We start from the raw sequence: 22,615 nt of genomic DNA on the forward strand, positions 1-22,615 counted from the left end.
GACCCATCGGTCGCCCTCCACGTACAACCGCACAAACTTTCAATTCACCACCGGAATCCAAGCCGCCCGCGCCACATCTGCCGTATCGCCAAACGCTGGCAGTTTCTGCGCCAGGTCGCGCACGTTCTTCACGTCGAGATCCAGCAACTGCTGCCGCGTGATCAAGGTCGGTGGTACCAGCACTTGCTGCCCCGGGTTTTCCCCGGCAATCAGCATCGCCAGACTGCGCACACTGATTGCACCGGCGACTTGTGGATTGACCGCTGCCGTCGCGGCCCAGGCGCTGTTGGGTTCTTTCATGATCTGAATATCGGCGGTGGAAATGTCGGCGCTGTAGATTTTCACTTTGCTCGCCAGTCCGGCTTCGTCGACGGCGATTTTTGCGCCTTTGGCGAATTCGTCGAATGGCGCGAAGATCACGCTGATGCCGGGATTGGCGCGCAGCACGGCGCTGGCCTGATCGGCGACGGAGTTGGCGATTGGCGGGTTGAGCGTGCCGAATCGCGCTTTCTCGATGATCCCCGGATTGGCCTTTTTCACTTGGCTCCAGATTTCATCGCGCCGCTCCATCGGGGTGAAACCGCTGATGTACACGTAGCCCGCATCAAAGCGCGTGCCGTTGTCCTTCACCGCTTGATCTAGCGCCAGACGCGCCAATGCGTGGTGATCCTGCTCGACCTGGGTGACTTGCGGCGTGTTCAGATCAACGTCGAAGGCGACGACTTTGATGCCTTTGGCGAGCGCCCGGTCGATCGGGCCTTTGAGGGTTTCCGCCAGGCCGAGCTGCACGATGATGCCGTCGACACCGAGGTCAGCCGCCTGATCAATCATCTCGCCCTGACTCGCCGCCTGCTGCCGCGCATCAAACACCCGCAGATTGGCGCCGAGCGCTTCGGTCTGTTTCTCTACGCCACGCAAATACGCTTCGGGAAAATCCCCGGAAAACAGATAGCCCACCAACGCAATCTGCACCTGGCCCTTATCGAACGGCGCCGGAGCGCCGGGCAATGCCTTGGCCTGCGCGTTAAGCGCCAATACCGAAAGCACCGCGCCGGTGAGGCAATGGCGCGCGAACTGTTTGATTGAACCGTGCATACAACATCCTTGAATAAAAGCAGCTCAGCGCGCCCGATGCGCGAGGCCGAAGGTGAACATCAGGGCCAGCACCAACACCAGTCCCTTGACGAAATCCTGCGCGTAATACGGCGCATTGAGCATGGTCAGACCATTGAGCAGCGAGGCGACCAACAGCGCGCCGATCAGCGTGCCGAAGGCGTTGGGTTTCTTCGCGCCGAGCACGGCGAAACCGATCAGCGCGGCGCCGAGCGCGTCGAGCACCAGACCGTTGCCGGAGCTGACATCGCCACGGCCCAACCGCGCCGCGAGCAACAATCCGCCGAGCGACGCCAGTAACGACGACAGCACGTAAGCCAACAGTTTGAAGCGCTGCACCGGCGCCCCGGCCAGTCGCGCAGCCTGCTCGTTGCCGCCGATGGCATAGAACAGCCGACCGATGCGCGTACGTTCAAGAAACAGCCACACCGCCACCGCAACCACCGCAGTGATCAACACCGGAATTGGTACCACCTCCCACAACCGCCCACGGCCCAGCGCAAGAAATGCGGCACTGAATGCGCCCTCGGTTTCCTCGCCGTTGGGCAGCGTCATGCCCACCGCAATCGAGCGGCCCCCGGTAGGAATCAGTTGCACGCCAATCACCAAAAACATGCTGCCCAATGTGGCGAGAATGTCCGGCACCCGCAGTTTGACGATCAGCCAGCCGTTGAGCAGCCCGACCAGCGCGCCGCCCGCCAGGCTGATCAACACCGCCGGCACCGCGCCCCAACCGAGCACGACCATGACGTAACTGGCGATCATCAGGCTCATCGCCGCGACCGCGCCAATCGACAAATCGAGGCCGCCGACGGCCATGGTCAAGGTCACGCCCAAGGCCAGCAGCGCGACAATCGACACCGATTGCAGAATGCTGAACAGATTGCCGACGCGCAGAAACGCCGGCTCTGCGAAGCTGAAAAACACCACGATGGCCGCCAGCAACCACAACAGGCCATAGCGGATCAACGCTTGCAGCAGGCGCTCGGCAGGTGCCGGTGCGCTCGATAACAGTGAACTCGAATCAGGCACTCGCTCTGCTCCTTGGCGTGGCGTGAGGGGAATGTTCGATAACGTCGCTGCCGGCCAATGCCGCGACCAGTTCGGCACGGTTCAGACCGGCGCGCGGGTATTCGGCGACGACCGCGTGATCGCGCACCAGGAGAATTCGATCGGCAATTTCCAGCGCTTCATCGACATCGGCGCAAATCACCAGTGTCGCGCGGCCCTTGGCACTGTCGCGCAGCAGTTGGCCGATTTCGCGGCGGGCGCGGACGTCGACACCTTGGAACGGTTCATCGAGGATCAACACCCGCCCTTCCCCGAGCAGCCAGCGGCCGAGCACAACCTTTTGCTGATTGCCGCCGGACAGCGCAGTCATCGGCACATCGATGCCGGCAGTCTTGATGCCCAGCGCGGCGACCTGCGCTTCGACCGCCGCCGCTTCGGCGCGATTGCGAATAAACCCGCCACGGGTGAAGCGTTCCAGAAACGGCAAGGTCAGCGTGCGACGCAGAGAGAAATCCGGCACCAGCGAATGACTGGCGCGATCTTCGGCGGCGTAGAAGACCCCGCTGCGAATCGCCTCCCGTGGCGAACCCGGCTGCCAGTCAACGCCAGCCAATTGCACGCGGCCCTCCGCCAATGAGCGTAAACCGAACAGCACTTCGGCGATCTCGGTTTTGCCGGCGCCGAGCAACCCGGTCAGTACCACCACTTCGTTTTCGTGCAGGGTCAGATCGAAAGCCTTCGAACGCGGCAGCACTTTTATCGCGCTGAACTTCAGCACTTCCCGTCCTGCCACTTGCGGCGTGTAAACATGCGCGGCCAGTGATTGCCCGAGCATCGCGTGAACGGCTTCGGGTAACTGCCGCGCACTGAACTCACCGGCCAATCGTCCGTCACGCAAAACAATCGCGCGATCAGCGACCCGTTGCAGATCGGACAGCCGATGGGAGATGTAAAGAATCGCCACGCCACGGCTGCGCAACGTATCGATCAAACCAAACAGGCGCTGCGCTTCGGCATCGGATAACGCCGCCGTCGGCTCGTCGAGAATCAGCAAACGCGGTTGCAAGGCAAAGGCGCGAGCGAGGACGACCAATTGCCGCTCGGCCTGGCCAAGGTGTTCGATGGGCTGTTCCAGCGGCAAGGTCAGGCCGAGACCGGCGGCGATACTCGCGGCGCGTTCCAGAAGGCGTTTGCGGTTAAGCCAGAAGTTCGCATCAGGCTTGCACAGCTCATCGAGCAGGAGGTTTTCGGCCACGCTCAAACCCGGCGCGATGCCCTCGTTGATCTGCTGATGCACCGCAACAATCCCGACCCTGCGCGCCGACAGTGGCGAGCTGAAATGCTGCGGCTGACCCTCGACGAGAATCTCGCCAGCATCCGCGTTTTGACTGCCTGCCAAAATCTTCACCAACGTCGATTTACCGGCGCCATTGGCGCCGAGTAACGCGACCACTTCGGCGGGATAAATCTCAAGGCTGACCCGATCCAGCGCCCGGTTCGAGCCAAACGTTTTGCTCAGTTCACGTACCCGAATCAGTGGCTCAGGTGCCACGGCGACAGGCGCACTCATAAATTTCCTTAGCGGCGATGAGCCAGCGAACGCACGAGCCGATCGCCCAGGCTTTGCACGCCCTGAACGAGGATGACCAACACCACCACGGTGGCGACCATCACTTCATTGTTGAAACGCTGATAGCCGTAACGGATCGCCAGATCGCCGAGCCCGCCGCCACCGATGACCCCGGCCATCGAGGAAAAACCGATCAACATCACCAGCGTCAGGGTGATGCCCGCGAGCAACGCCGGCAGGGCTTCGGGCAGCAGCACTTTGAAAATCACATGGCCGATGTCGCCGCCCATGGCGAGGATCGCTTCGATGCGGCCCTTGTCGACTTCGTCCAGCGCGTTTTCGACAATGCGCGCGAAGAACGGAAACGCGCCAATGGTGATCGGCACCACCGCAGCGGTGCTGCCCAGCGTGGTGCCGACGACCAGACGGGTCAGCGGAATCAAGGCGATCAGCATCACCACGAACGGCAGCGAACGGCCGAGATTGACCAGACTGCTGAGGGCCGCGTTGAAACGCGGCATCGGCCGCAATCCGTCGCGGCGACTGATAAAAAGCAGCACACCCAGCGGCAAGCCGATCAGCAGCGTGAACAGCCCCGCGAGCAACACCATGTACAGGGTTTCGCCGGTGGCGTTGAACACCAGTTGCAGGATTTCATCCCAATTGATCGAACGGTTCATGACTGCGCCGCCCTTACGCCATATTGCTTGAGGAAGGTCAGGCCCGGCGCATCATGGCCCAGCGGTAATCCGCAAGTCGGACGCAGTGAACTGCCGAGCGCCGACTGTGGATCAGCGAGCAGACGTGGCACCGGCCCGGCCTCGACCAGCCGTCCGTTGGCCATAAATGCGGCGTGATCGCAGATCGACTTGACCACATCGAGCTCGTGGGTGATCAGCACGATGGTCAGGCCTAATTGCCGATTGATGTCGCGCAGCAGATCAAGAATTGAAGCGGTAGTTTCCGGGTCGAGGGCGCTGGTGGCTTCGTCCGACAACAGATACGCAGGCTCCGCAGCCAAGGCGCGGGCAATCCCTACTCGCTGCTTTTGCCCGCCGGACAGTTGCGACGGAAAGGCTTGCGCCTTGTCGCTCAAACCGACCAGTTCCAGCAGCTCGCGAACCCGCACATGGCGCCACGGTTTGCCGACGTTGGCGATTTCCAGCGGCACGGCGATGTTGTCGAACACGTTGCGCGAGTGCAGCAGGTTGAAGCCCTGAAAGATCATGCCGATGCGCTGACGTTGCTTGCGCAGTTCACTGTCGGACAGCGCCAGCAGATCCACACCATCGATCAGAATCTTGCCACTGTCTGGTCGTTCGAGCAGATTGAGGCAACGCAGCAGCGTCGACTTGCCCGCCCCGCTACGCCCGAGAATCCCGTAGACCGCGCCGTCAGGAATGCTCAGCGAGACCTGATCCAGCGCCGGTTGCGTGGCCGACGGGTAGGTTTTGCTCAACTGCTCGACGGCGATCATGGCTTGCCGCCCGCCACCGGAATCACCGAGCCGGCAAAGTTATCGGTGATGTATTTGGCGACTTCCGGCGAGGTCAGATCCTTGGCCAGCTGCGCGATGCGTGGATCGTGCTCCAGCTTCGGTGTGGTCACCAAAATGTTGGCATAGGGATTGTGCTCAGCCTTTTCCAGGCCCAAGGCGTCTTTGGCCGGCACCAGACCTGCGTCGAGCGCATAGTTGCCGTTGATCACTGCCAGATCGACGTCGTCGAGCGAACGTGGAATCTGCGGTGATTCGATTTCGAGGATCTTCAGCTGTTTCGGGTTTTCGGCGATGTCCTTGGGCGTTGCCTGATCGGCGGCGGGATCGTTGAAACCGGGCTTGAGCTTGATTAGGCCGTTGTCCTGCAGCAGGTACAGCGCGCGGCTCAGATTTGTGACGTTGTTGGGTACGGCGACGGTGCCTTTTTCCGGCACGTCGGCGAAGCTTTTGTGCCGACGTGAATAAATCCCCAAAGGCTCGATATGCACGGTGGCGGCCACCGCGAGTTTCTCGCCGAGCGCCTGCTCCTGAGATTTAAGATACGGCAGGTGCTGGAAGTAATTGGCGTCGACATCACCGTGTACCAGCAACTCGTTGGAGTTCACGCCGTTGGGGATTTCGATGACTTTGAGGTTGAGTTGCGGATCGATTTTCTGGATGTACGCAAGGATCTGCGCGTGGGGCACCGGGTCGGCGGCAACACGCAACGGTTCCAGGGCCTGCGCGCCGAAAGAGCTCACCAGTGCGCCGAGGACGGCCAGGGTCAAACCTGCTTTTTTAATCATGTGCGGAGTCCTTGAGCGAATGATGAATCAGGCGGTTTTACGAACAGGTACTGGCGGCAGCAACGCGTCGGCGTAGAAGCGCTGCGCGACGTCCGGATGCGAGCGCAAACGACCCTTGAGGTAGTTCCTGCCGACATCACGAAACAGCGGATTGAGCGGATCACTCGCCGGCCCGCGCGCCTCGCGCAACAGCACGGTGGGCAACGGGTACAGCGGCACCACCGCATCGAGTTGCGCGCCGAGGAAGAACGCGATCGACAGGCGTTCGCTACCCGCCGGTGGCGAAACCACGCGGTGCACCGTGGCGCGCAGATAACCGTTGGTGGCCAGTTCGAGCAGCTCGCCGATGTTCACCACCAAGGTGTTTTCGCGGGGTAATGCGTCGATCCAGCGGCCTTCTTCGATCTCGACTTGCAGCCCGGCCTGTTGGTCTTGCAGCAGAAAACTCAAGAACCCGGAATCCTTGTGCGCGCCGACGCCTTGATGGCTCGCCTCGCTCAACTGGCCGGGGTAGCGCATCAGCTTGATGTGTTCGTTGGGTTTGTCACCGTAGAGCTGATCGAAGGCATCGGCGCGCAGTGACAGCGCCTGAGCGAAGGCCCGCAGCAAGCGCAACGACATGCGCGTCATCGCCTGTTGCCATTCGAGCAGCAACGGTTTCAGTTCGGGGAGTGCCGCTGGCCATTGGTTGGGACCTTGCAGCCGCGCCCACAATGGACTGTCTTCGTTTAACGGTAGAGCCTCACGCTCGGCGCCGAGATCAAACTGTTCGCGCTGATCGGGTTGCCCGCGAGTGATCTCGGAAGCCGCACGGTTGTAGCCGCGAAAATGCGGCGAATTGATCATGCCGACGGCGGTTTTTTCGCTGTCGGGCAAGGCGAAGAACTGCCGGGCGTGGGCCTGCACTTGCTCGAGCAGCGTGCTGTCGATGCCGTGGCCGGTGAGGTAGAAGAAACCGACATCACGGGCGGCGTGGCGCAGGCTTTCCAGAAATTGGTAACGCTGTTGCGCGGTGCCCTCGAACAGGGACAGGTCGAGGGTTGGCAGTGTGGTGATATCCAAGGTATGCGGCATGATTCACTCCTGGGTGAACCAAACCTGAAGAACCTTTGATCGATTCAGCGTGTGCCGTCATGGCAATCGGGGGTCTATCGGTTTGATGCGTTTATTCGTCGTTGAGGACAAAACTAAACGATCTTAAAAACAGCGGGCCAATATCTTTTTTGCATTACCTTAGGCCGATCACTGTAGGAGCTGCCGCAGGCTGCGATCTTTTGATGTTGATTTTTTTGAAACAAGATCAAAAGATCGCAGCCTGCGGCAGCTCCTACAAAGAGGGGGTCAGGCACGCGGGCGTTGACTGCGTTGTTCGGCGCTGGCGTCTGGCGCGGGTTGCAGCTGGAAGTCGAACTTGAGTTTGGCGTGGCGTCCCAACGTTTCGTGCTCATGGAACACCACCTCGCCGACCAACCCTTCGCGGGTCGCGTAAGCAAAGTCATCCCACAAATATTGATCGCCCGACAGATTGATCTGCGTGGTCAGGTGTCGATGCCCCGGTGCGCTGATAAAAAAGTGCACATGCGCCGGACGCTGACCGTGACGACCGAGCAAGTTCAGACATTCCTGCGTCGGGCCCTGCGGGTCGCAGCCATATCCGGAGGGAACGATGCTGCGTGCGCGGTAACGGCCTTCGGCGTCGGTGATGATCCGGCGGCGCAGGTTGTACTCGGACTGGCTCGGATCAAAAAACGAGTAGGTGCCTTTGGTATTGGCGTGCCACACGTCGACTGTGGCGCCGGCCAGCGGCTGGCCGTGGAGGTCAAGCACCTGGCCTTCGAGAAACATCACCGTGGCAACGCCGTCCTCGCTGCCATCGTCCATGCGGCACTCGCCTTCACACAGCGGCGCACCTGCGACGTAGAGCGGCCCTTCGATGGTGCGCGGCGTGCCGCCGGTCAAGCCAATTTGTGCGTCTTTGGCGTCCTGGAGCAGGTCGAGGAAGTGTTCGATGCCAAGACCGGCGACCAACAACCCCGCTTCCGAACGACCGCCCAAACGATTCAGATAGTCGACGGCTTTCCAGAATTCGTCTTCGCTGATTTCGAGATCTTCGATGATTTTCGCGGTGTCCTGCAGTACGCGCAGAACGATGGTTTTCAAGCGCGAGTTGCCGTCGTCGTTGGTGAAGCCGGCGGCTTCTTTGAAGAAGGTTTGCAGCTCAGGCGTGTGGGCAATTTTCACGGTCATGGTGGGTTACCTCATCTTGTTGTTGTGTTGACGCAGTTCTTAATTCACACCCTTTTCCCTTGTAGGAGTGAGCCTGCTCGCGATCGCGGTCAATCAGTCGCCATGGATGCTGAATAAACGACCGCTATCGCGAGCAGGCTCACTCCTACAAGGGTTGGAGGGCTCAGCGGTCGTCGGCGTGGATCGACGACGGATGTCGGCAGAGCCCGTCGATCTCGATGTCCATGTAGGGGAACAACGGCAATTGCATCAGCGTGTCGTGCAGCGCTTCGACGCTTGGCAGATCAAACACGCTGTAATTGGCGTAATGCCCGGCGATGCGCCATAGATGACGCCACTGGCCTTCGCGTTGCAGCCGTTGCGCCAGTTCTTTTTCGTCAGCCTTGAGCCGGGTGGCGATGGCCGGATCCATGTCGACAGGCAATTTCACGGTCATTTTTACGTGGAACAGCATGGTGGCTATCCTCTGGTTGTGATCGGTTCAGGAACGGCGAAAACGCGCCAGCCGCTCTTCGTCCAGCGTCAGGCCAAGGCCCGGGGTGCGCGGGATGTGCAGGTGAAAATCGCGGTACTCGGGCCGTTCGGTGACGATGTCTTCGGTCAGCAGCAACGGCCCGAACAGCTCGGTGTCCCAGGTCAGTTGCTTGAGCGTGAGAAAGGCGTGGGCCGAGGCCAGGGTGCCGATGGAGCCTTCGAGCATGGTGCCGCCGTAGAGCGCGATGCCCGCGGCCTCGGCGATTTGCGCGGTTCTGAGCACGGCGCGGGTGCCGCCGTTTTTAGCGATTTTCAGGGCGAACACACTGGCGGCGCCGTCAGCGGCGAGGCTGAAAGCGTCCTCGACACTTTCAATTGATTCATCGGCCATGATCGGCGCCGGACTGCGCTGATTCAGGCGAATCTGCCCCGAGCGGTTGACCCGCGAGATAGGCTGTTCAATCAGATCAATGCCGTTGTCGCCCAATACCTGGCAGCCACGAATCGCCTGGGACTCATCCCAATATTGATTGACGTCGACCCGCACACTGGCGCGATCGCCCAAAGCTTTTTTGATCGCCACGACGTGCTTGAGATCCTGCTCCAACGGATTGGCGCCGATCTTCAATTTGAATATGCGATGACGCCGTACTTCAAGCATCTGCTCGGCCTCGGCAATGTCGCGCGCGGTGTCGCCGCTGGCCAGCGTCCACGCGACTTCGAGGCTGTCGCGCACACGGCCGCCGAGCAGTTCGCTGACGGGCAGGCCGAGGCGTTTGCCCTGCGCGTCGAGCAGCGCGCTTTCGATGCCGGATTTGGCGAAGGTGTTGCCCTTGGCGATCTTGTCGAGCCGCTGCATCGCCGCGTTGATGTTGTTGGCGTCCATGCCAATCAGCGCCGGCGCGAGGTGTGCGTCGATGTTGGCCTTGATGCTTTCCGGGCTTTCATAGCCGTACGCAAGGCCGCCGATGGTGGTGGCTTCGCCGATGCCTTCAACACCATCGCTGCAGCGCAAACGCAAGATCACCAGGGTCTGCTTCTGCATGGTGTGCATCGCCAGTTTGTGCGGGCGAATGGTCGGCAGGTCGACGATGATCGTCGTCAGGTTTTCAATCAGGATTCGCGGCATATCAATGCTCCTTGAGAAGTGCTCAGCCGAGATCGCCGCCACCGACCGGCAAGGTCACGCCGGTGATGTACGAAGCGTCATCGGAGGCGAGAAAGAGGATCGCGCCGACCTGTTCATCGAGGCTGCCGTAGCGTTTCATCAGGCTGCTGTCGAGGGTTTGCGTGACGATTTGCTGGTACCAGGTTTGTTCTTGCGCCGACTGTTCGGCGTCGTTGCGCGGGATGCGCCGAGGTGGCGCTTCGGTACCGCCGGGTGCAGTAGCGTTGACGCGAATGCCACGCTCGGCGTTTTCGAAGGCCAGGCACGCGGTGAGTGCGTTGATGCCGCCCTTGGCCGCGCCATACGGCACGCGATTGACGCTGCGGGTGGCGATTGAGGAAACGTTGACGATGGCGCCGCTGCCTTGTTTGAGCATGTACGGCAGCGCGGCGTGGCAGCACCATAAGGTCGGGAACAGCGAGCGGCGCACTTCCGCTTCGATTTGTTCGACCTGGTAGTGTTCGAATGGCTTGGCCCAAATGGTGCCGCCAACGTTGTTGATCAGGATGTCGAGTCGACCGAAAGTGTTGATCGCTTCGGCCATGACCCGGGCGCAATCGGCGTACTGTTCCAGATCGGCAGTCAGCGCCAGAACGCCCTCGCCTTGCAGTTCGTGAACCAGTTCGGAGCGGTCGACGGCGACCACTTGCGCGCCTTCGCTGAGCAGGCGCTCGCAGACGCGGCGGCCGATGCCTTGCGCCGCGCCGGTGACCAGCGCGACTTTGTTGGAGAATCTGTTGTTCATGACAACCTCGACTGAAACAGTTGCTTAAGCACACAGGCCTTTGTGGCGAGGGAGCTTGCTCCCGCTGGACTGCGCAGCAGGCCCATCTTTTTATGAGGCAAAAGCGAGGGCCGCTGCGCGCCCCAGCGGGAGCAAGCTCCCTCGCCACAGGTGTGATTGCAGGCTCGGTTGATGTAGATCAGGCTGCGGCGAATTTTTCGTAGTAGAAATTCGCCGGAGTGATGCCCTGCTCGCGGATGTATTGGCTGACCGCCTCAACCATCGGCGGTGGCCCGCACAGGTAGACGTCGACATCGCCGTCATTGAGGTGGCGCGGTTCGATGTGCTGGGTGACGTAGCCCTTGAGCGGATGCACGCTCTGCGGGTTGGCCACACAGGCGCCGAAGCTGAAATTGGCGATGCGTGCGGCAAAGGCTTCGAGGCGATCCAGTTCAACCAGATCGAAATCGTTGGTCACGCCGTAGATCAAATGCACCGGATGCGCGCTGCCCTGTTCGGCGATCTTTTCCAGCATCGCGGTGAACGGCGCCAGGCCGGTGCCGCCGGCGAGCAAAAGCAATGGCCGTTTGATTTCGCGCAGGTAAAAACTGCCCAGCGGCCCGGCCAGATTCATGCTGTCGCCGGCCTTGGCCAGACCGGTGAGGAAACTGCTCATCAAACCGCCGGGCACGTTGCGAATCAGAAAACTGACCTCGCCATTCCTCTGCAACGAGCTGAAGGAATACGCACGACTGTGTTCACTGCCCGGCACTTGCAGGTTGACGTATTGCCCCGGCAGGAACGCCAGTTTGCTCAGCGCTTCGCTCTTGATCGACAGCGCGATGGTGCTCTCGGACAACTGCCGGACAGCGCTGATCGACGCCTGGAAATTTGCCTGTTCGGTTTTGCAGACCTGCGAGCCAACCGGCACTCGCACCACGCAATCGCTTGCGGCGCGCATCTGGCAGGTCAGCACATAACCTTGTGCGAGTTCGTCGGCGCTCAAGGCGTCTTCGATGAAGTTGTCGCCCATTTCGTAACGCCCGGCTTCAGCGAAACACTTACAGGTGCCGCAGGCGCCGTCGCGGCAGTCCAGCGGGATGTTGATGCCTTGGCGATACGCCGCGTCGGCGACGGTTTCATGGCTGCCGGCCTCGATGAAACGAGTGACGCCGTCTTCAAAATTAAGGGCGATCTGGAAATTCATGGTGCACCTCGTCGTGTCGACTAGATGTGATAGATATCGATGACCTGACGGACGTAATCGTTTTTCAGCACGACTTTCTTGGCCTTGATCAGCGGCTGCTCGCCACGCAGATCGAGGGTGTAGAAGCTGCTGCCGAAGTAGCTGTCGGTGACCTGATAACGAAAGCTCAGGGTGTGCCAGTTGAAGCGCACCTGGCACTGGTCGGCGCTGTGCTCGACGATCTCGATGTTGCTCAGGTTGTGCGAGGTGCGGGTGTCGGGAATCGTCGCGCTGGAGCGCTCGGTCTTGATCCGGAAGATGCGGTCTTCGAGGCCGCCACGGTTGCCGTACCAGATCAGCGAGATTTCGCTTTGCGGGTCTTCGGTGAGCGTGTCGTTATCGTCCCAGGCCGGCATCCAGAAAGTCGCGTCGGCGGCGTACAGTTCCAGCCATTGATCCCACTGGCCGTCATCGAGATAACGCGCTTCGCGGTAGAGAAAGTCGCGCACATTGTCGTAGAGGTTGCTCATCACACAGCCTCCACGGGAATCAGCTGTGGTTCGGCGGCAGCGGCTTTAAGCATGGTTTCCTGCCAATACTTGTGTTGCAGCACGAACAGGCCTTCGTCTTCAGTGCGCATACCGGAGAGCAGCGGTTTCAGGTCGATTTCCTCGGCGGCAGCATCGGCGCCTTCAACCCAATGGGTCGCGCCTCGGGACATGTCGTTCCAGCCTCGACCAGCGCCGTAGCCGGTCTGGCACGAACGGAATTCTTCCAGATCATCCGGCGTGGCCATGCCGCTAACGTTGAAAAAATCTTCGTACTGACGAATACGTTTGGCGCGCGCTTCGGCGCTCTCGCCTTTGGGGGCGATGCAGTAGATGGTGATTTCAGTCTTGTCGACCGAGATTGGCCGGGCGATGCGGATCTGCGAACTGAACTGATCCATCAGATACACGTTCGGGTACAGGCACAGGTTGCGCGAGTTTTCGATCATCCAGTCGGCGCGAGCCTGACCGAAATCACGCGCCAGTTCGTCGCGACGCTCATAAGCTGGGCGGTCTTCAGGGTTGGCCCAGCGCGTCCAGAGCAGCAGATGGCCGTGATCGAAGGAGTAGAAACCGCCGCCCTTCTTCGCCCAACTGCCGGCGCTCATGGTCTTGATCGCCTCGCCTGCTTCGCGTTGCTGGCGCTGGTTCTGCGTCGCGGCGTAATTCCAGTGCACGGAGCTGACGTGATAGCCGTCGGCACCGTTTTCGGCGGTGAGTTTCCAGTTGCCTTCGTAGATATAGGAACTGGAACCGCGCAGTACTTCGAGACCTTCCGGCGACTGGTCGACGATCATGTCGATGATCTTCGCTGACTCGCCCAAGTGCTCGGTGAGAGATTTCACATCGGCATTCAGGCTGCCAAACAGAAAGCCGCGGTAGGACTCGAAACGCGCGACTTTGGTCAGGTCATGGGAGCCTTCGCAGTTAAAGCTTTGCGGGTAACCGGCCTCACTCGGGTCTTTGACCTTGAGCAGTTTGCCGCTGTTGCTGAACGTCCAGCCGTGGAACGGACAGGTATAGCTGGAACGGTTGCCGGATTTGTGCCGGCAAAGCATGGCGCCGCGATGGCTGCAGGCGTTGAGAAAAGCGTTGAGCACGCCGTCCTTGTTGCGCGCGATGAAGATCGGCTGGCGCCCCATGGTGGTGGTCAGAAAATCGTTGTTGTTGGGCAGTTGGCTTTCGTGGGCGAGGTAAATCCAGTTGCCTTCGAAGATGTGCGCCATCTCCAGTTCGAACAGACGCGGATCGGTGAACATCTCCCGCTTGCAGCGGTAGGCGCCCTTGTCTTGGTCTTCTTCAAGCATGGCATTGAGGTAGTCGATTCCCAGGGACATGGCCAGGGCCTCCATTGTTATTGTTCAGGCCAGGTCAGATTAGGGAGGCGCAGCGCGGGGCAATAGCCGAATCCTGCAGATCGCTATCCGTTTTGTGCAGGACGGTGCGGCAGATGATTCGGACTGTTTCGAAGGGCGATCAGTGGCGGCGTTTGAGGGTGTGCGACGGCAGTTCGCCGAACTGTTGGCGATAGTTTTCGGAGAAACGGCCCAAGTGCAGGAAGCCGTAATCCAGCGCCAGCTCCGTGAGGTTGCGCACCGGGCAGCTCGGGTCGCTGAGGCAGGCGTGAATACGCGCGAGTTTGCGCTGACGGATGTATTGCATCGGCGTGATGCCGAGTTGGCGTTCGAACAGGCTGTACAGCGAACGCGGACTCATGCTCGCCTGCGCGGCCAGATGTTCGGCGGGCAGATCGAGTTTCAGGTTGCGCTCGATGTAATCGAGGATGCGCTCGAAACTGACGCTCGGTGAACTGAGATTTTCACGGCTGACATTGGTGTTCATCAGCGAAATCAGTTTGCTGCCGATGATCTGTGCGTAGTGCTCTTGCACCCGCAGCAACGGATCGCTGGCCTCGGCCTCCTGGCAAATCATCGCGAGCAGACTGGTGAAGCCTTCCAGTTCGTTCAACTGATAGTGATTGCGCAGGAAGCGGATACCGCTCGAAGGTCGCAACCAGCGCTGCTCGTCGCACACCGACTCGAGCACGCTGACCGGCACTTTGAGGATGAATTTTTCGCAGTCGTCGGAGTAAGTCAGATCGACCGGATCATCCGGATTGATCAACAACAACTCGCCCGGCACCAGATGATGTTCGCGTTTATGCCCGCGCCACAGGCAATTGCCTTGCAGCAGCACTTGCAGGTGATACACGGTTTCCAGCGCCAGCGATGTCACCCGGACACTGCCGCCATAACTGATGCGGCACAAATCGAGATCGGCGAGTTTGCGATGGTTGAGGCTGGCTTGCGGATGGGCGGTTTTGGACAGGCCGATGAAGTGCTGGCCAACGTGCTGATTGACGTAGTCGGAGACGGCATAGGGGTCAGCGTGACGAAACACGCTGCTGCGATCACTCAGCAGATGACTGTCCATTAGGCGGTGCTCGATCTTGTCGTTATGGGGTGCACGGTTTTCAGGCTCACCGGTCACAGTACGCTTGCGTGCAAAAACCGGCAATTGGACAAAAGGTCGGGTATCCGTTAATCGAACACATTGTGTTCAGTTTTTGAACGGCGTGCCGATAACGCGAATAAGCAAAAGCAACTTTCCCTGTCGAAATTAAAGGACACCCGCATGAGCGACGCCTGGAACGAAGGATATTTCACCGACGAAGGCTACACCTACAGCTATAGCCGCGAAATCAATCCGGTCTTCCAGCGTTACTGTTTGCTGCTGCGCGGTTTTGCCGGCCTGGAGACCACTGACGGCTATCACTGTGAACTCGGTTTTGGTCAAGGCGTGTCGATCAATATCCACGCTGCCGCCAACCCCGGTTCCTATGTGGGCACCGATTTCCATCCGGGTCAGGCTGGCCACGCCATAGCCCTGGCGAACAGCTGGAACAGTGACGCGCGGCTGTATGACGACAGTTTCGAACAACTGCTCGCGCGTAATGACTTGCCGCAATTCGACAGCATCAGCCTGCATGGCATCTGGACGTGGGTCAGCCGTGACAATCAGCAACTGATCGTCGAATTTGCCCGTCGTCACCTCAAGCCCGGTGGCCTGTTGTACGTCAGCTACAACTGTCTTCCCGGCTGGTCGCCTTCGGCGCCACTGCGCAATCTGTTCCGCCTGCACGACCGCTTTGCCACGAGCAGCTCCGCTCGCCCTGATCAGCGCATAGACGCCGCGCTGCAATTCTCCGAAGCGTTGCTGGCAGCCAACCCGAACTACGCCGGCACAGCCCCTGGCCTCAATGCCCAACTGCAGAGCATCAAAGGTCAGAATCGCCAATACGTCGCCCACGAATACTTCAATCGTGAGTGGAACTGTATGTACTTCACCGACGTGGTCGACGCCTTCGCTCCGGCCAAACTCGACTACGCCGCGACCGCTGTACCACTGGACACGGTCGATCCGCTCAACCTGAGCGCCGAAGGGATGGATTTCCTCGAAGGCATCGATCACCCGATCATGCGCGAGCAAGCGCGGGACTATTTCGTCAATCAGAATTTCCGCCGAGACCTGTACGTGCGCGGCGCCAACCGATTGTCTGCGGCAGAACAACGCCAGGGGCTGCTGAATACGCGCTTTATTCTGTTGCAGCCGGCGGAAAGCGTCGCCGCCAGCGTCAAGGGCCCGGCCGGCGAAGCGTCGTTGCAAGCCGAAGTGTACGGCCCGGTGCTTGAAGCACTGGCGGCCGATGCGTATGTCGCGAAGACTCTGCGCCAGCTCTCAAGCGCGTTGCCCGAAATGCCTTTTGACGATCTGCTGCAGGCCCTCAGCGTACTGATCGGGATGAGCGCTGCCGCACCGTGCCAAAGCGAAGCCGCCGAGCGACTGGTGCAAGCGCGTTGCAGCACGCTCAATCTGCAATTGTGCAAACGTTCGTTGCTGAGCGACAAAATCCAGGTACTGGCCAGCCCGGTGACGGGCGGTGGCATCGTGGTCAGTCGCTTTCATCAGTTATTCCTGATCTCGCTCAAGCAGGGCAAAAAACACCCGGCGGATTGGGCACAACTGGCGTGGGCGGTGCTGGCCGAGCAAGATGTTGTCCTGGTTAAAAACAACCAGCCACTGAACACGGCCGAAGAAAACATTGCCGAATTGACGGAGCAGGCACACGCATTCGCCGCCGGTTCACTGGTGACGCTCAGGGCATTGAATATCGCCTGACCAAACGGCAGATGAAAAAAAACCCGGCTGATCAAGCCGGGCTTTTTCATTAAGGCTTGCGGTAAAACTGCGCATTCAGGCGTTACGGCGTTCGAGCAGACGGTCGGCGCCACCCTCGGCAACCAGATTGCCCTTCAGTCGATCCGAACCGTCGGCGGCAACGGCGTCACTGAACAGAGGATCGGTTTCGTTCGCGGCAACCGAGTCGCTGAACAACCGGTCGGTTTCCGTTGCGGCAACCGCGTCACTGAACAGCGGATCGGTTTCAGTCGCAGCAAAAGCGTTCAGGGCGAAGATCGAGAAAGCAATGCCGAGCAGGGTTTGGCGTTTCATGGTGTGAGCTCCGTGGTGCAGTGGTTGGGTATGGAGCTGATCTTACGCCGCGCGATCAATATGAGAACTTCATTGGGTTAATGGTTGTTATTGATAGCGTCAATGATTGTGTCTTAGCCCAGCAACTGGCGCCGCATCGCCCCCGGCGACATCGCAAACCAACGCTGACACGCGCGATTGAACACGCTTTGCTCGCTGTAGCCGAGAAGCCCGGCGACCTGCGACATCGGCATGTGCCTCTGCCCCAGATAGTGTTCGCTGCGCTCTTTACGGAGTGTCTCGACAACGTCATCGAAACTGCGACCCTGCTCGGCCAACCTTCGCTGCAACATACGCACGTGCATCCCGAGTTGCTCTGCGATCAAAGGCAAGCGGCAACGCTGGATCGGCATCATGCGCAGCACCAGACGTTCCACCTGCTTGACCACGTCCGAGGTGGCCTGCAAATCGAACTGATCGAAATACTGCTCAAGCGCCTGATGCAGATAAGGCGCCTGCTGTTCGATCGGCTGATTCAGTTGCTCATTGCTTAACACCAGCGCATTACAGGGCTGGCCGGTTTGCACCGTCGTTTTGAAATAGCGCCGGTAGGTTTTGCCAGTCAAATGTGTGCTGGAAAAAAGTACCGACTGCGCGACGAAATGGTCGCCATACAGCAGCTTCATACCGTTATGCGCCACGCCCATCGCCAGTTCGATCATTTGCCGGCGGGGAGCCGGGCCCGAGAGCCGGATGTCGATGACCAGTCGTGGAGAGCCGGCCTCGCTGTGATCCAGATCGAGCTGAATGCCCGGGCTGTGGTAACCGATGAAGCGGATGATTTGCGCCAGCGCCTCCCCCGCCGTGGCGCAGGTTCGGGCGATCACTGCTATCGGCCCGAGTACGTGCAAATCCTGATATTCGGCCATGCGCAGGCCGAAATCGGCGCAGTTCAGCTCGCGCGCGGCAAACTCCAGCAGGCCCACCAAAGAGCGTAAAGGCACGCGCGCCTCTTCGTCCTCCAGCAACTGCGGATTGATCCGAAAGCGTTCGAGCATGCGGTCTGCATCGCCGCCGAGCTGGCTGGTGACTTGCCGAAAACCGGTGAACGAGGTTGTTCTTATTAATGAAGTCATGTCACCAAATATCAAATAAATGTCATGAGAGATCAATAATTTTCTTGTCCTACAAGCCAACAATCAACCCGGGGTACTTACCGCTGCGTCATCGCGACGCTGCCACTGCTCACTCGCTCGGGATTGCTCTGTAATGGAATTCGATTACGTAATCATCGGTGCCGGCTCAGCCGGTTGCGTTCTGGCCAATCGCCTGAGTGCAGACCCGCACGTCACGGTGTGTTTGCTGGAGTCAGGGCCTGAAGACCGCTCACCACTGATCCACGCACCGGTGGGCGTCGCAGCGATAGTGCCGACGCGGCATGTCAATTGGGCGTTCAAGACCGTTGCGCAGCCAGGCTTGAAAGGGCGTTACGGCTATCAACCACGGGGCAAGACGCTGGGCGGTAGCAGTTCGATCAACGGCATGATTTATATTCGTGGCCATCACACGGACTTTGACGATTGGCAGGCGCAGGGCAATCCGGGCTGGTCGTTTGCTGAGGTGCTGCCGTACTTTCGCAAGAGCGAGATGAACTACCGCGGTGCCTGCGATCTGCACGGCGCGCTCGGTGAGCTGTACGTCGGCAAAAACCCGATACATCCAGCGACTCAGGCCTTTATCGACGCGGGTCAGATGGCCGGGCACCGCTACAACGCGGATTTCAACGGTGTCGATCAGGAAGGCATCGGCCAGTACGACGTGACGATCCGCGAGGGTCGACGCTGGAGCACGGCCACCGCGTTTCTCAAACCGATTCGACACACGCGCAAAAACCTCACCGTGCTGACGTCGGCGGTCGCCGAGCGCATTGTGCTAGAGGACAAAAAAGCCGTCGGTGTCACGCTTTGCCGCAACGGTGACCGGCAAACCATCAAGGCCCGGCGCGAGGTTCTGCTCAGTGCCGGCGCCTTTGGCAGCCCGCAGTTGCTGATGCTGTCGGGGATTGGCCCGCAAGAGGAGCTCAAACCTCAAGGCATCGCGGTTCTGCACGAACTTACGGGGGTCGGCCAGAATCTGCAGGATCATCCGGATGTCGTGCTCCAGTACAAAAGCCCCGATACGTCATTGATGGGCATCTCTGTAAGCGGCGGCATCAACATGGGCAAGGCCTGGCTTGATTACGTCAGGCATCGTCGGGGGCCGTTCATCAGCAACTTCGCTGAAGGCGGTGCTTTTCTGAAAACCGACAGCAGCCTGACGCGTCCGGACATCCAGTTGCATTCAGTGATCGCGATGATCGACGACCACAACCGCAAATTGCACTGGGGGCACGGTTTCAGTTGTCACGTCTGCGTGCTGCGCCCAAAAAGCAGAGGCAGCGTCGGTTTGCAGTCGATTGACCCTACCGCCCCGCCTCGCATCGACCCAAATCTTCTAGGCCATGACGATGACGTCGAGACATTGCTGACGGGATACCGCATGGCCCGCGAGATCATCCAGCAAGCGCCCATGGCACGTTTCGGTCTGAAAGATGTGCTCAGCGAAGGCTTGTACGGGGACGAGCAACTGATCCAGTTACTGCGCCAGCGTGCAGACTCCATCTACCACCCGGTCGGCACCTGCAAGATGGGCAACGATGAACTCGCCGTGGTCGACAGTCAGTTACGCGTGCACGGGATCGAAGGGCTCCGCGTCGTTGACGCATCGATCATGCCGACCCTGGTGGGCGGTAACACCAATGCAGCCTCGATCATGATTGCCGAACGTGCCGCTGACTGGATTATCAATGCACGTTAAGCGTCGATGAGAAGTTTTATCTGTCAGAAAAGTCGCAACTTAATTGGCTGCGTTAATTGTCGTGACATCAAGTACTTGGTTTGATTTCAGAGGTTCGTCAGAGGGCAAATGTCATATTTAGACACGCGCACTGGAGGCGAAAACACCCACGCCATCTAAGGTGAAACGGGCATTCCGTAAAGTTTGCACGAGGGCAAAGTGATGGCACGTCATAAGTCCGTAAGGACTACCTGTCTAAAGGAGTTGTAGGTATGACTGATTTAAGTAAGTGGTTACCTACGTTTGCGTTAGTTGCAGCGTCGGTCATCTCAGCCTCGGCCATGGCTGCGGAGAAACCCAACATATTGGTGATTTTTGGTGACGACATCGGCCAGACCAATATCAGCGCCTATTCAATGGGCGTGGTGGGTTACAAAACGCCAAACATCGACCGGATTGCCAAAGAAGGCATGATGTTCACCGATTACTACGCGGAGAACAGCTGCACGGCAGGTCGATCTTCTTTCATCACTGGCCAGACGCCACTGCGTACCGGCCTGTCGAAAGTCGGCATCCCCGGCGCACCGGTCGGCCTGCAAAAACGCGATATCACCATCGCTCAGGCGCTCAAATCCCAGGGTTATGCGACCGGTCAGTTCGGCAAGAACCACTTGGGCGACAAGGATGAATACCTGCCGACCAACCACGGTTTCGACGAGTTCTTTGGCAACCTGTATCACCTCAATGCCGAAGAAGAACCTGAGCGTCCGTACTGGCCGAAGGATGACCCGGAGTTCGTCAAAGCCACCTCCCCTCGCGGCGTCATTCACAGCTTTGCCGATGGCAAAATCGAAGACACCGGTGCGTTGACTAAAAAACGCATGGAAACCATCGACGACGAAACCACCGCCGCCGCACAGGCTTTCATCGAGAAACAGGCGAAAGCGGACAAACCGTTTTTTGTCTGGATGAACACCACCCGCATGCACGCGTTTACGCACATACGTGACTCAATGCAGGGCCAAAGCGGCATGCCGGGCAACGATTACGCCGACGGCATGATCGAGCACGACGGTGACGTCGGTAAACTGCTGAAAACCCTCGATGACCTGAAAATCACCGATAACACCATCGTGGTTTACACCACCGACAACGGCCCGAACCAGTGGTCGTGGCCCGATGCGGCAACCACACCGTTCCGCAACGAAAAGAACTCCAACTGGGAAGGTGCTTACCGTGTGCCAGCAATGGTTCGCTGGCCAGGCAAGATCAAACCGGGTGAAGTGTCCAACGAGCTGTTCTCGGGTCTGGACTGGTTCCCGACACTGCTCGCCGCTGCGGGTGACACCGATGTCACCAACAAGCTACTCAAAGGCTGGGCGCCGACTTCCGGTGGCACCAATTTCAAAGTGCATCTGGATGGCTACAACCAACTGCCGTACCTGACCGGCCAGAGCCCTAAAGGTGAGCGCAAGGAGTTCTACTACTTCAACGACGATGGCGTGCTGGTGTCGATGCGTTTCGGCAACTGGAAAGCCGTGTTCTGCGAACAACGCGCACCGGGCGGCTTCAAGGTCTGGAGCGAACCGTTCGTGTGCCTGCGCGTACCGAAAATCTTCAACCTGCGCATGGACCCGTATGAACGTGCCGATATCGTTTCCGACCAGTACTACGACTGGACGACCAAAAACGTTTATCTGACCGAAATGGCCGTCGGCAAGTCCGCAGCGTTCCTGCAGACCTTCGTCGATTACCCGCCTAGCCAGAAACCGGCGAGCTTCAGCGTTGATCAGATCCGCGCGGCGGTCGATGCAAAAATCGCTGAAAAAATGAAGGACGAGGCAAAACAGTAAGACGAGCGCCTGAGAGCGGCATCGCAAAGCTTTCTCCAGACGCGGCATCCCGTATGTCGCGCCTGGAGAAAGCCCCATTATTCAGGGAGAAGAACATATGAAGGCAGCCCTATGGGTGTTGACGCTGGCGTCACTGGCAGGCTGTGCGGCACCCTCGATGAATGAACTGCGCCAGGAAGAACCGCGCCAAGTGCTGCATTCGAAAAAAGCCGTCAAGGTGATTGCCGACTGCGTACAGCATGGCTGGGAGAACCTTTCGGTGTTCGAGGGCCGATCCGGGGCCACTCAGGAACCGGGCAAGAAAGGCGCGATTACGGTCGCCACAACGGGCTCGGCATACTTCGTTGATATTCAGCCTGATGCGTCCGGTTCGGTGGCGAAATATTACGCATCGACCTATCGCTGGATATCCAGGAAGCACTTGGACACTGTGCAAAGCTGCCTGTAATTTGCCGCCTGGCCCACTGCGCAAAAGTGGGCCGGGATTACTTGCATTTGGCTAACACCACCTGACAGGTGTTCGGCGTGCCACCGGAACGACCGGCATAGCGGATGCAGTTGTTCAAGGATTTTTGGCGAGCCATGTTCAGGCTGGAGCCCCACGCGAGACCGCCCTCGCCGACCGTTGGTAATGCCTTGGCGTAACAACTGTCGCCGACGCCTGATGGCGGATAGTGCTTTCGGCTCGAGCAGCCTGAGATCAACGTCAGGCTGATCGCTACCAACGTGAGCCAGGCCCATAACGGACTCCGGCACCTCTGTAATCCGATCATCCCGTTTCACCTGCTGCGAGAGAGCCGCGATGGCATGAGTCTAGCCGGTATGCCCAAGGATCATGTAGGAGCTGCCGAAGGCTGCGATCTTTTGATCTGTTTTTAAGATCAACATCAAAAGATCGCAGCCTTCGGCAGCTCCTACAGTAATCCGACTAGCCCGTTACCTCTGGCCAACGCAGTCAAACTGTGGGAGATTCTATGGTTGCGAACAACGTTTTTTAGGCAGTTTTGCTGACGTATGCTTTCTCGCTCTTCAGCAGCGCGTATGCAATACGCGCGAGTTTACGTGACAAAATCACCAGCGCTTCAGTGGTGGCCTTGCCCTTGTTTCGATGA

22 protein-coding genes and 1 pseudogene are annotated in these 22,615 nt (G+C 59.2%); 4 read left to right on the plus strand and 19 right to left on the minus strand.

Annotation, left to right across the window (positions count from 1 at the left end; translation table 11 throughout):
• Window positions 1–39: 39 nt before the first annotated feature.
• The 15 genes from GVL50_RS19640 to GVL50_RS19710 all read right to left on the minus strand — a co-directional run bounded on the left by GVL50_RS19640 (window position 40) and on the right by GVL50_RS19710 (window position 14,757).
• The gene (locus GVL50_RS19640) at window positions 40–1,095 is read right to left on the minus strand and encodes a substrate-binding domain-containing protein (RefSeq protein WP_159814811.1); all 1,056 of its coding nucleotides are present in this window, start codon (window positions 1,093–1,095) and stop codon (window positions 40–42) included.
• Window positions 1,096–1,119: 24 nt separating this feature from the next.
• Window positions 1,120–2,145 carry an ABC transporter permease gene (locus GVL50_RS19645; protein ID WP_053119568.1) on the minus strand — a complete coding sequence of 342 codons (1,026 nt, stop codon included), beginning with the start codon at window positions 2,143–2,145 and terminating at the stop codon, window positions 1,120–1,122.
• Complete coding sequence (locus tag GVL50_RS19650; RefSeq protein ID WP_159814812.1) at window positions 2,138–3,694, minus strand: sugar ABC transporter ATP-binding protein; 1,557 nt, start codon at window positions 3,692–3,694, stop codon at window positions 2,138–2,140. Before GVL50_RS19650 ends, GVL50_RS19645 begins: the two co-directional genes overlap by 8 nt.
• An 8-nt stretch (window positions 3,695–3,702) precedes the next feature.
• Window positions 3,703–4,374, minus strand: coding sequence for a methionine ABC transporter permease (locus GVL50_RS19655; RefSeq protein ID WP_159814813.1), 672 nt, complete (start codon window positions 4,372–4,374; stop codon window positions 3,703–3,705).
• Window positions 4,371–5,171 carry a methionine ABC transporter ATP-binding protein gene (locus GVL50_RS19660; RefSeq protein ID WP_082341423.1) on the minus strand — a complete coding sequence of 267 codons (801 nt, stop codon included), beginning with the start codon at window positions 5,169–5,171 and terminating at the stop codon, window positions 4,371–4,373. Before GVL50_RS19660 ends, GVL50_RS19655 begins: the two co-directional genes overlap by 4 nt.
• Window positions 5,168–5,977 carry a MetQ/NlpA family ABC transporter substrate-binding protein gene (locus tag GVL50_RS19665; protein ID WP_053119562.1) on the minus strand — a complete coding sequence of 270 codons (810 nt, stop codon included), beginning with the start codon at window positions 5,975–5,977 and terminating at the stop codon, window positions 5,168–5,170. Before GVL50_RS19665 ends, GVL50_RS19660 begins: the two co-directional genes overlap by 4 nt.
• A 27-nt stretch (window positions 5,978–6,004) precedes the next feature.
• Window positions 6,005–7,051 (minus strand): isopenicillin N synthase family oxygenase, encoded by a 1,047-nt coding sequence (locus GVL50_RS19670; protein WP_159814814.1) that lies wholly within the window; start codon window positions 7,049–7,051, stop codon window positions 6,005–6,007.
• A 267-nt stretch (window positions 7,052–7,318) separates the two neighbouring features.
• On the minus strand, window positions 7,319–8,224 hold the full coding sequence (gene catA / locus GVL50_RS19675; RefSeq protein ID WP_159814815.1) for a catechol 1,2-dioxygenase: 906 nt from the start codon (window positions 8,222–8,224) through the stop codon (window positions 7,319–7,321).
• Window positions 8,225–8,387: 163 nt separating this feature from the next.
• Window positions 8,388–8,678 carry a muconolactone Delta-isomerase gene (gene catC / locus GVL50_RS19680; protein WP_159814816.1) on the minus strand — a complete coding sequence of 97 codons (291 nt, stop codon included), beginning with the start codon at window positions 8,676–8,678 and terminating at the stop codon, window positions 8,388–8,390.
• Between the two features lie 27 nt (window positions 8,679–8,705).
• Entirely contained in the window at window positions 8,706–9,827 is a 1,122-nt protein-coding gene (locus tag GVL50_RS19685) for a muconate cycloisomerase family protein (RefSeq protein WP_159814817.1), read from the minus strand.
• A gap of 22 nt (window positions 9,828–9,849) precedes the next feature.
• Window positions 9,850–10,611, minus strand: coding sequence for a 1,6-dihydroxycyclohexa-2,4-diene-1-carboxylate dehydrogenase (locus GVL50_RS19690; RefSeq protein WP_159814818.1), 762 nt, complete (start codon window positions 10,609–10,611; stop codon window positions 9,850–9,852).
• A 178-nt stretch (window positions 10,612–10,789) separates the two neighbouring features.
• On the minus strand, window positions 10,790–11,797 hold the full coding sequence (gene benC, locus GVL50_RS19695) for a benzoate 1,2-dioxygenase electron transfer component BenC (protein WP_159814819.1): 1,008 nt from the start codon (window positions 11,795–11,797) through the stop codon (window positions 10,790–10,792).
• A 20-nt stretch (window positions 11,798–11,817) separates the two neighbouring features.
• On the minus strand, window positions 11,818–12,306 hold the full coding sequence (gene benB / locus GVL50_RS19700; RefSeq protein WP_053119548.1) for a benzoate 1,2-dioxygenase small subunit: 489 nt from the start codon (window positions 12,304–12,306) through the stop codon (window positions 11,818–11,820).
• A complete protein-coding gene (gene benA / locus GVL50_RS19705; RefSeq protein ID WP_159814820.1) occupies window positions 12,306–13,661 on the minus strand; it encodes a benzoate 1,2-dioxygenase large subunit in 1,356 nt (451 codons plus the stop codon). Before benA ends, benB begins: the two co-directional genes overlap by 1 nt.
• Window positions 13,662–13,800: 139 nt before the next feature.
• Window positions 13,801–14,757, minus strand: a complete 957-nt coding sequence (locus GVL50_RS19710; protein WP_159814821.1) for an AraC family transcriptional regulator — start codon at window positions 14,755–14,757, stop codon at window positions 13,801–13,803.
• A 201-nt stretch (window positions 14,758–14,958) separates the two neighbouring features.
• On the opposite strand from GVL50_RS19710, the gene GVL50_RS19715 reads away from it, so the two are divergent.
• The gene (locus GVL50_RS19715; RefSeq protein WP_159814822.1) at window positions 14,959–16,503 is read left to right on the plus strand and encodes a class I SAM-dependent methyltransferase; all 1,545 of its coding nucleotides are present in this window, start codon (window positions 14,959–14,961) and stop codon (window positions 16,501–16,503) included.
• Window positions 16,504–16,578: 75 nt separating this feature from the next.
• Here GVL50_RS19715 and GVL50_RS19720 read toward each other — a convergent pair whose 3' ends face one another.
• Together GVL50_RS19720 and GVL50_RS19725 are read right to left on the minus strand one after the other, a co-directional pair.
• A complete protein-coding gene (locus GVL50_RS19720; protein WP_159814823.1) occupies window positions 16,579–16,836 on the minus strand; it encodes a hypothetical protein in 258 nt (85 codons plus the stop codon).
• A 113-nt stretch (window positions 16,837–16,949) separates the two neighbouring features.
• Complete coding sequence (locus tag GVL50_RS19725; RefSeq protein WP_159814824.1) at window positions 16,950–17,951, minus strand: AraC family transcriptional regulator; 1,002 nt, start codon at window positions 17,949–17,951, stop codon at window positions 16,950–16,952.
• A gap of 133 nt (window positions 17,952–18,084) precedes the next feature.
• Here GVL50_RS19725 and GVL50_RS19730 point away from each other — a divergent pair, with 133 nt between their 5' ends.
• From GVL50_RS19730 to GVL50_RS19740, 3 genes are all read left to right on the plus strand, one after another.
• Window positions 18,085–19,671 carry a GMC family oxidoreductase gene (locus GVL50_RS19730; RefSeq protein WP_159814825.1) on the plus strand — a complete coding sequence of 529 codons (1,587 nt, stop codon included), beginning with the start codon at window positions 18,085–18,087 and terminating at the stop codon, window positions 19,669–19,671.
• Window positions 19,672–19,922: 251 nt separating this feature from the next.
• On the plus strand, window positions 19,923–21,503 hold the full coding sequence (locus tag GVL50_RS19735) for an arylsulfatase (RefSeq protein WP_159814826.1): 1,581 nt from the start codon (window positions 19,923–19,925) through the stop codon (window positions 21,501–21,503).
• A gap of 97 nt (window positions 21,504–21,600) precedes the next feature.
• Window positions 21,601–21,951 (plus strand): hypothetical protein, encoded by a 351-nt coding sequence (locus tag GVL50_RS19740; protein ID WP_159814827.1) that lies wholly within the window; start codon window positions 21,601–21,603, stop codon window positions 21,949–21,951.
• 37 nt (window positions 21,952–21,988) lie between these two features.
• Here GVL50_RS19740 and GVL50_RS19745 read toward each other — a convergent pair whose 3' ends face one another.
• A complete protein-coding gene (locus tag GVL50_RS19745; protein ID WP_159814828.1) occupies window positions 21,989–22,276 on the minus strand; it encodes a hypothetical protein in 288 nt (95 codons plus the stop codon).
• A 221-nt stretch (window positions 22,277–22,497) separates the two neighbouring features.
• Window positions 22,498–22,615: pseudogene (locus tag GVL50_RS29095) on the minus strand (IS110 family transposase); the annotation flags it as partial.

Source organism: Pseudomonas sp. 18058, assembly GCF_902706155.1.
Taxonomy (GTDB): domain Bacteria; phylum Pseudomonadota; class Gammaproteobacteria; order Pseudomonadales; family Pseudomonadaceae; genus Aquipseudomonas; species Aquipseudomonas rustica.

What these genes read in the sequence shown, in the direction of transcription:
- GVL50_RS19670 (WP_159814814.1), bottom strand. Translation starts at nt 7,051, where the DNA reads ATGCCGCATACCTTGGATATCACCACACTGCCAACCCTCGACCTGTCC.
- catA (WP_159814815.1), bottom strand. Translation starts at nt 8,224, where the DNA reads ATGACCGTGAAAATTGCCCACACGCCTGAGCTGCAAACCTTCTTCAAA.
- GVL50_RS19665 (WP_053119562.1), bottom strand. Translation starts at nt 5,977, where the DNA reads ATGATTAAAAAAGCAGGTTTGACCCTGGCCGTCCTCGGCGCACTGGTG.
- GVL50_RS19715 (WP_159814822.1), top strand. Translation starts at nt 14,959, where the DNA reads ATGAGCGACGCCTGGAACGAAGGATATTTCACCGACGAAGGCTACACC.
- GVL50_RS19710 (WP_159814821.1), bottom strand. Translation starts at nt 14,757, where the DNA reads ATGGACAGTCATCTGCTGAGTGATCGCAGCAGCGTGTTTCGTCACGCT.
- GVL50_RS19685 (WP_159814817.1), bottom strand. Translation starts at nt 9,827, where the DNA reads ATGCCGCGAATCCTGATTGAAAACCTGACGACGATCATCGTCGACCTG.
- GVL50_RS19725 (WP_159814824.1), bottom strand. Translation starts at nt 17,951, where the DNA reads ATGACTTCATTAATAAGAACAACCTCGTTCACCGGTTTTCGGCAAGTC.
- GVL50_RS19735 (WP_159814826.1), top strand. Translation starts at nt 19,923, where the DNA reads ATGACTGATTTAAGTAAGTGGTTACCTACGTTTGCGTTAGTTGCAGCG.
- GVL50_RS19660 (WP_082341423.1), bottom strand. Translation starts at nt 5,171, where the DNA reads ATGATCGCCGTCGAGCAGTTGAGCAAAACCTACCCGTCGGCCACGCAA.
- benB (WP_053119548.1), bottom strand. Translation starts at nt 12,306, where the DNA reads ATGAGCAACCTCTACGACAATGTGCGCGACTTTCTCTACCGCGAAGCG.
- catC (WP_159814816.1), bottom strand. Translation starts at nt 8,678, where the DNA reads ATGCTGTTCCACGTAAAAATGACCGTGAAATTGCCTGTCGACATGGAT.
- GVL50_RS19655 (WP_159814813.1), bottom strand. Translation starts at nt 4,374, where the DNA reads ATGAACCGTTCGATCAATTGGGATGAAATCCTGCAACTGGTGTTCAAC.
- GVL50_RS19745 (WP_159814828.1), bottom strand. Translation starts at nt 22,276, where the DNA reads ATGATCGGATTACAGAGGTGCCGGAGTCCGTTATGGGCCTGGCTCACG.
- GVL50_RS19650 (WP_159814812.1), bottom strand. Translation starts at nt 3,694, where the DNA reads ATGAGTGCGCCTGTCGCCGTGGCACCTGAGCCACTGATTCGGGTACGT.
- benC (WP_159814819.1), bottom strand. Translation starts at nt 11,797, where the DNA reads ATGAATTTCCAGATCGCCCTTAATTTTGAAGACGGCGTCACTCGTTTC.
- GVL50_RS19730 (WP_159814825.1), top strand. Translation starts at nt 18,085, where the DNA reads ATGGAATTCGATTACGTAATCATCGGTGCCGGCTCAGCCGGTTGCGTT.
- GVL50_RS19640 (WP_159814811.1), bottom strand. Translation starts at nt 1,095, where the DNA reads ATGCACGGTTCAATCAAACAGTTCGCGCGCCATTGCCTCACCGGCGCG.
- GVL50_RS19720 (WP_159814823.1), bottom strand. Translation starts at nt 16,836, where the DNA reads ATGAAACGCCAAACCCTGCTCGGCATTGCTTTCTCGATCTTCGCCCTG.
- GVL50_RS19690 (WP_159814818.1), bottom strand. Translation starts at nt 10,611, where the DNA reads ATGAACAACAGATTCTCCAACAAAGTCGCGCTGGTCACCGGCGCGGCG.
- GVL50_RS19740 (WP_159814827.1), top strand. Translation starts at nt 21,601, where the DNA reads ATGAAGGCAGCCCTATGGGTGTTGACGCTGGCGTCACTGGCAGGCTGT.
- benA (WP_159814820.1), bottom strand. Translation starts at nt 13,661, where the DNA reads ATGTCCCTGGGAATCGACTACCTCAATGCCATGCTTGAAGAAGACCAA.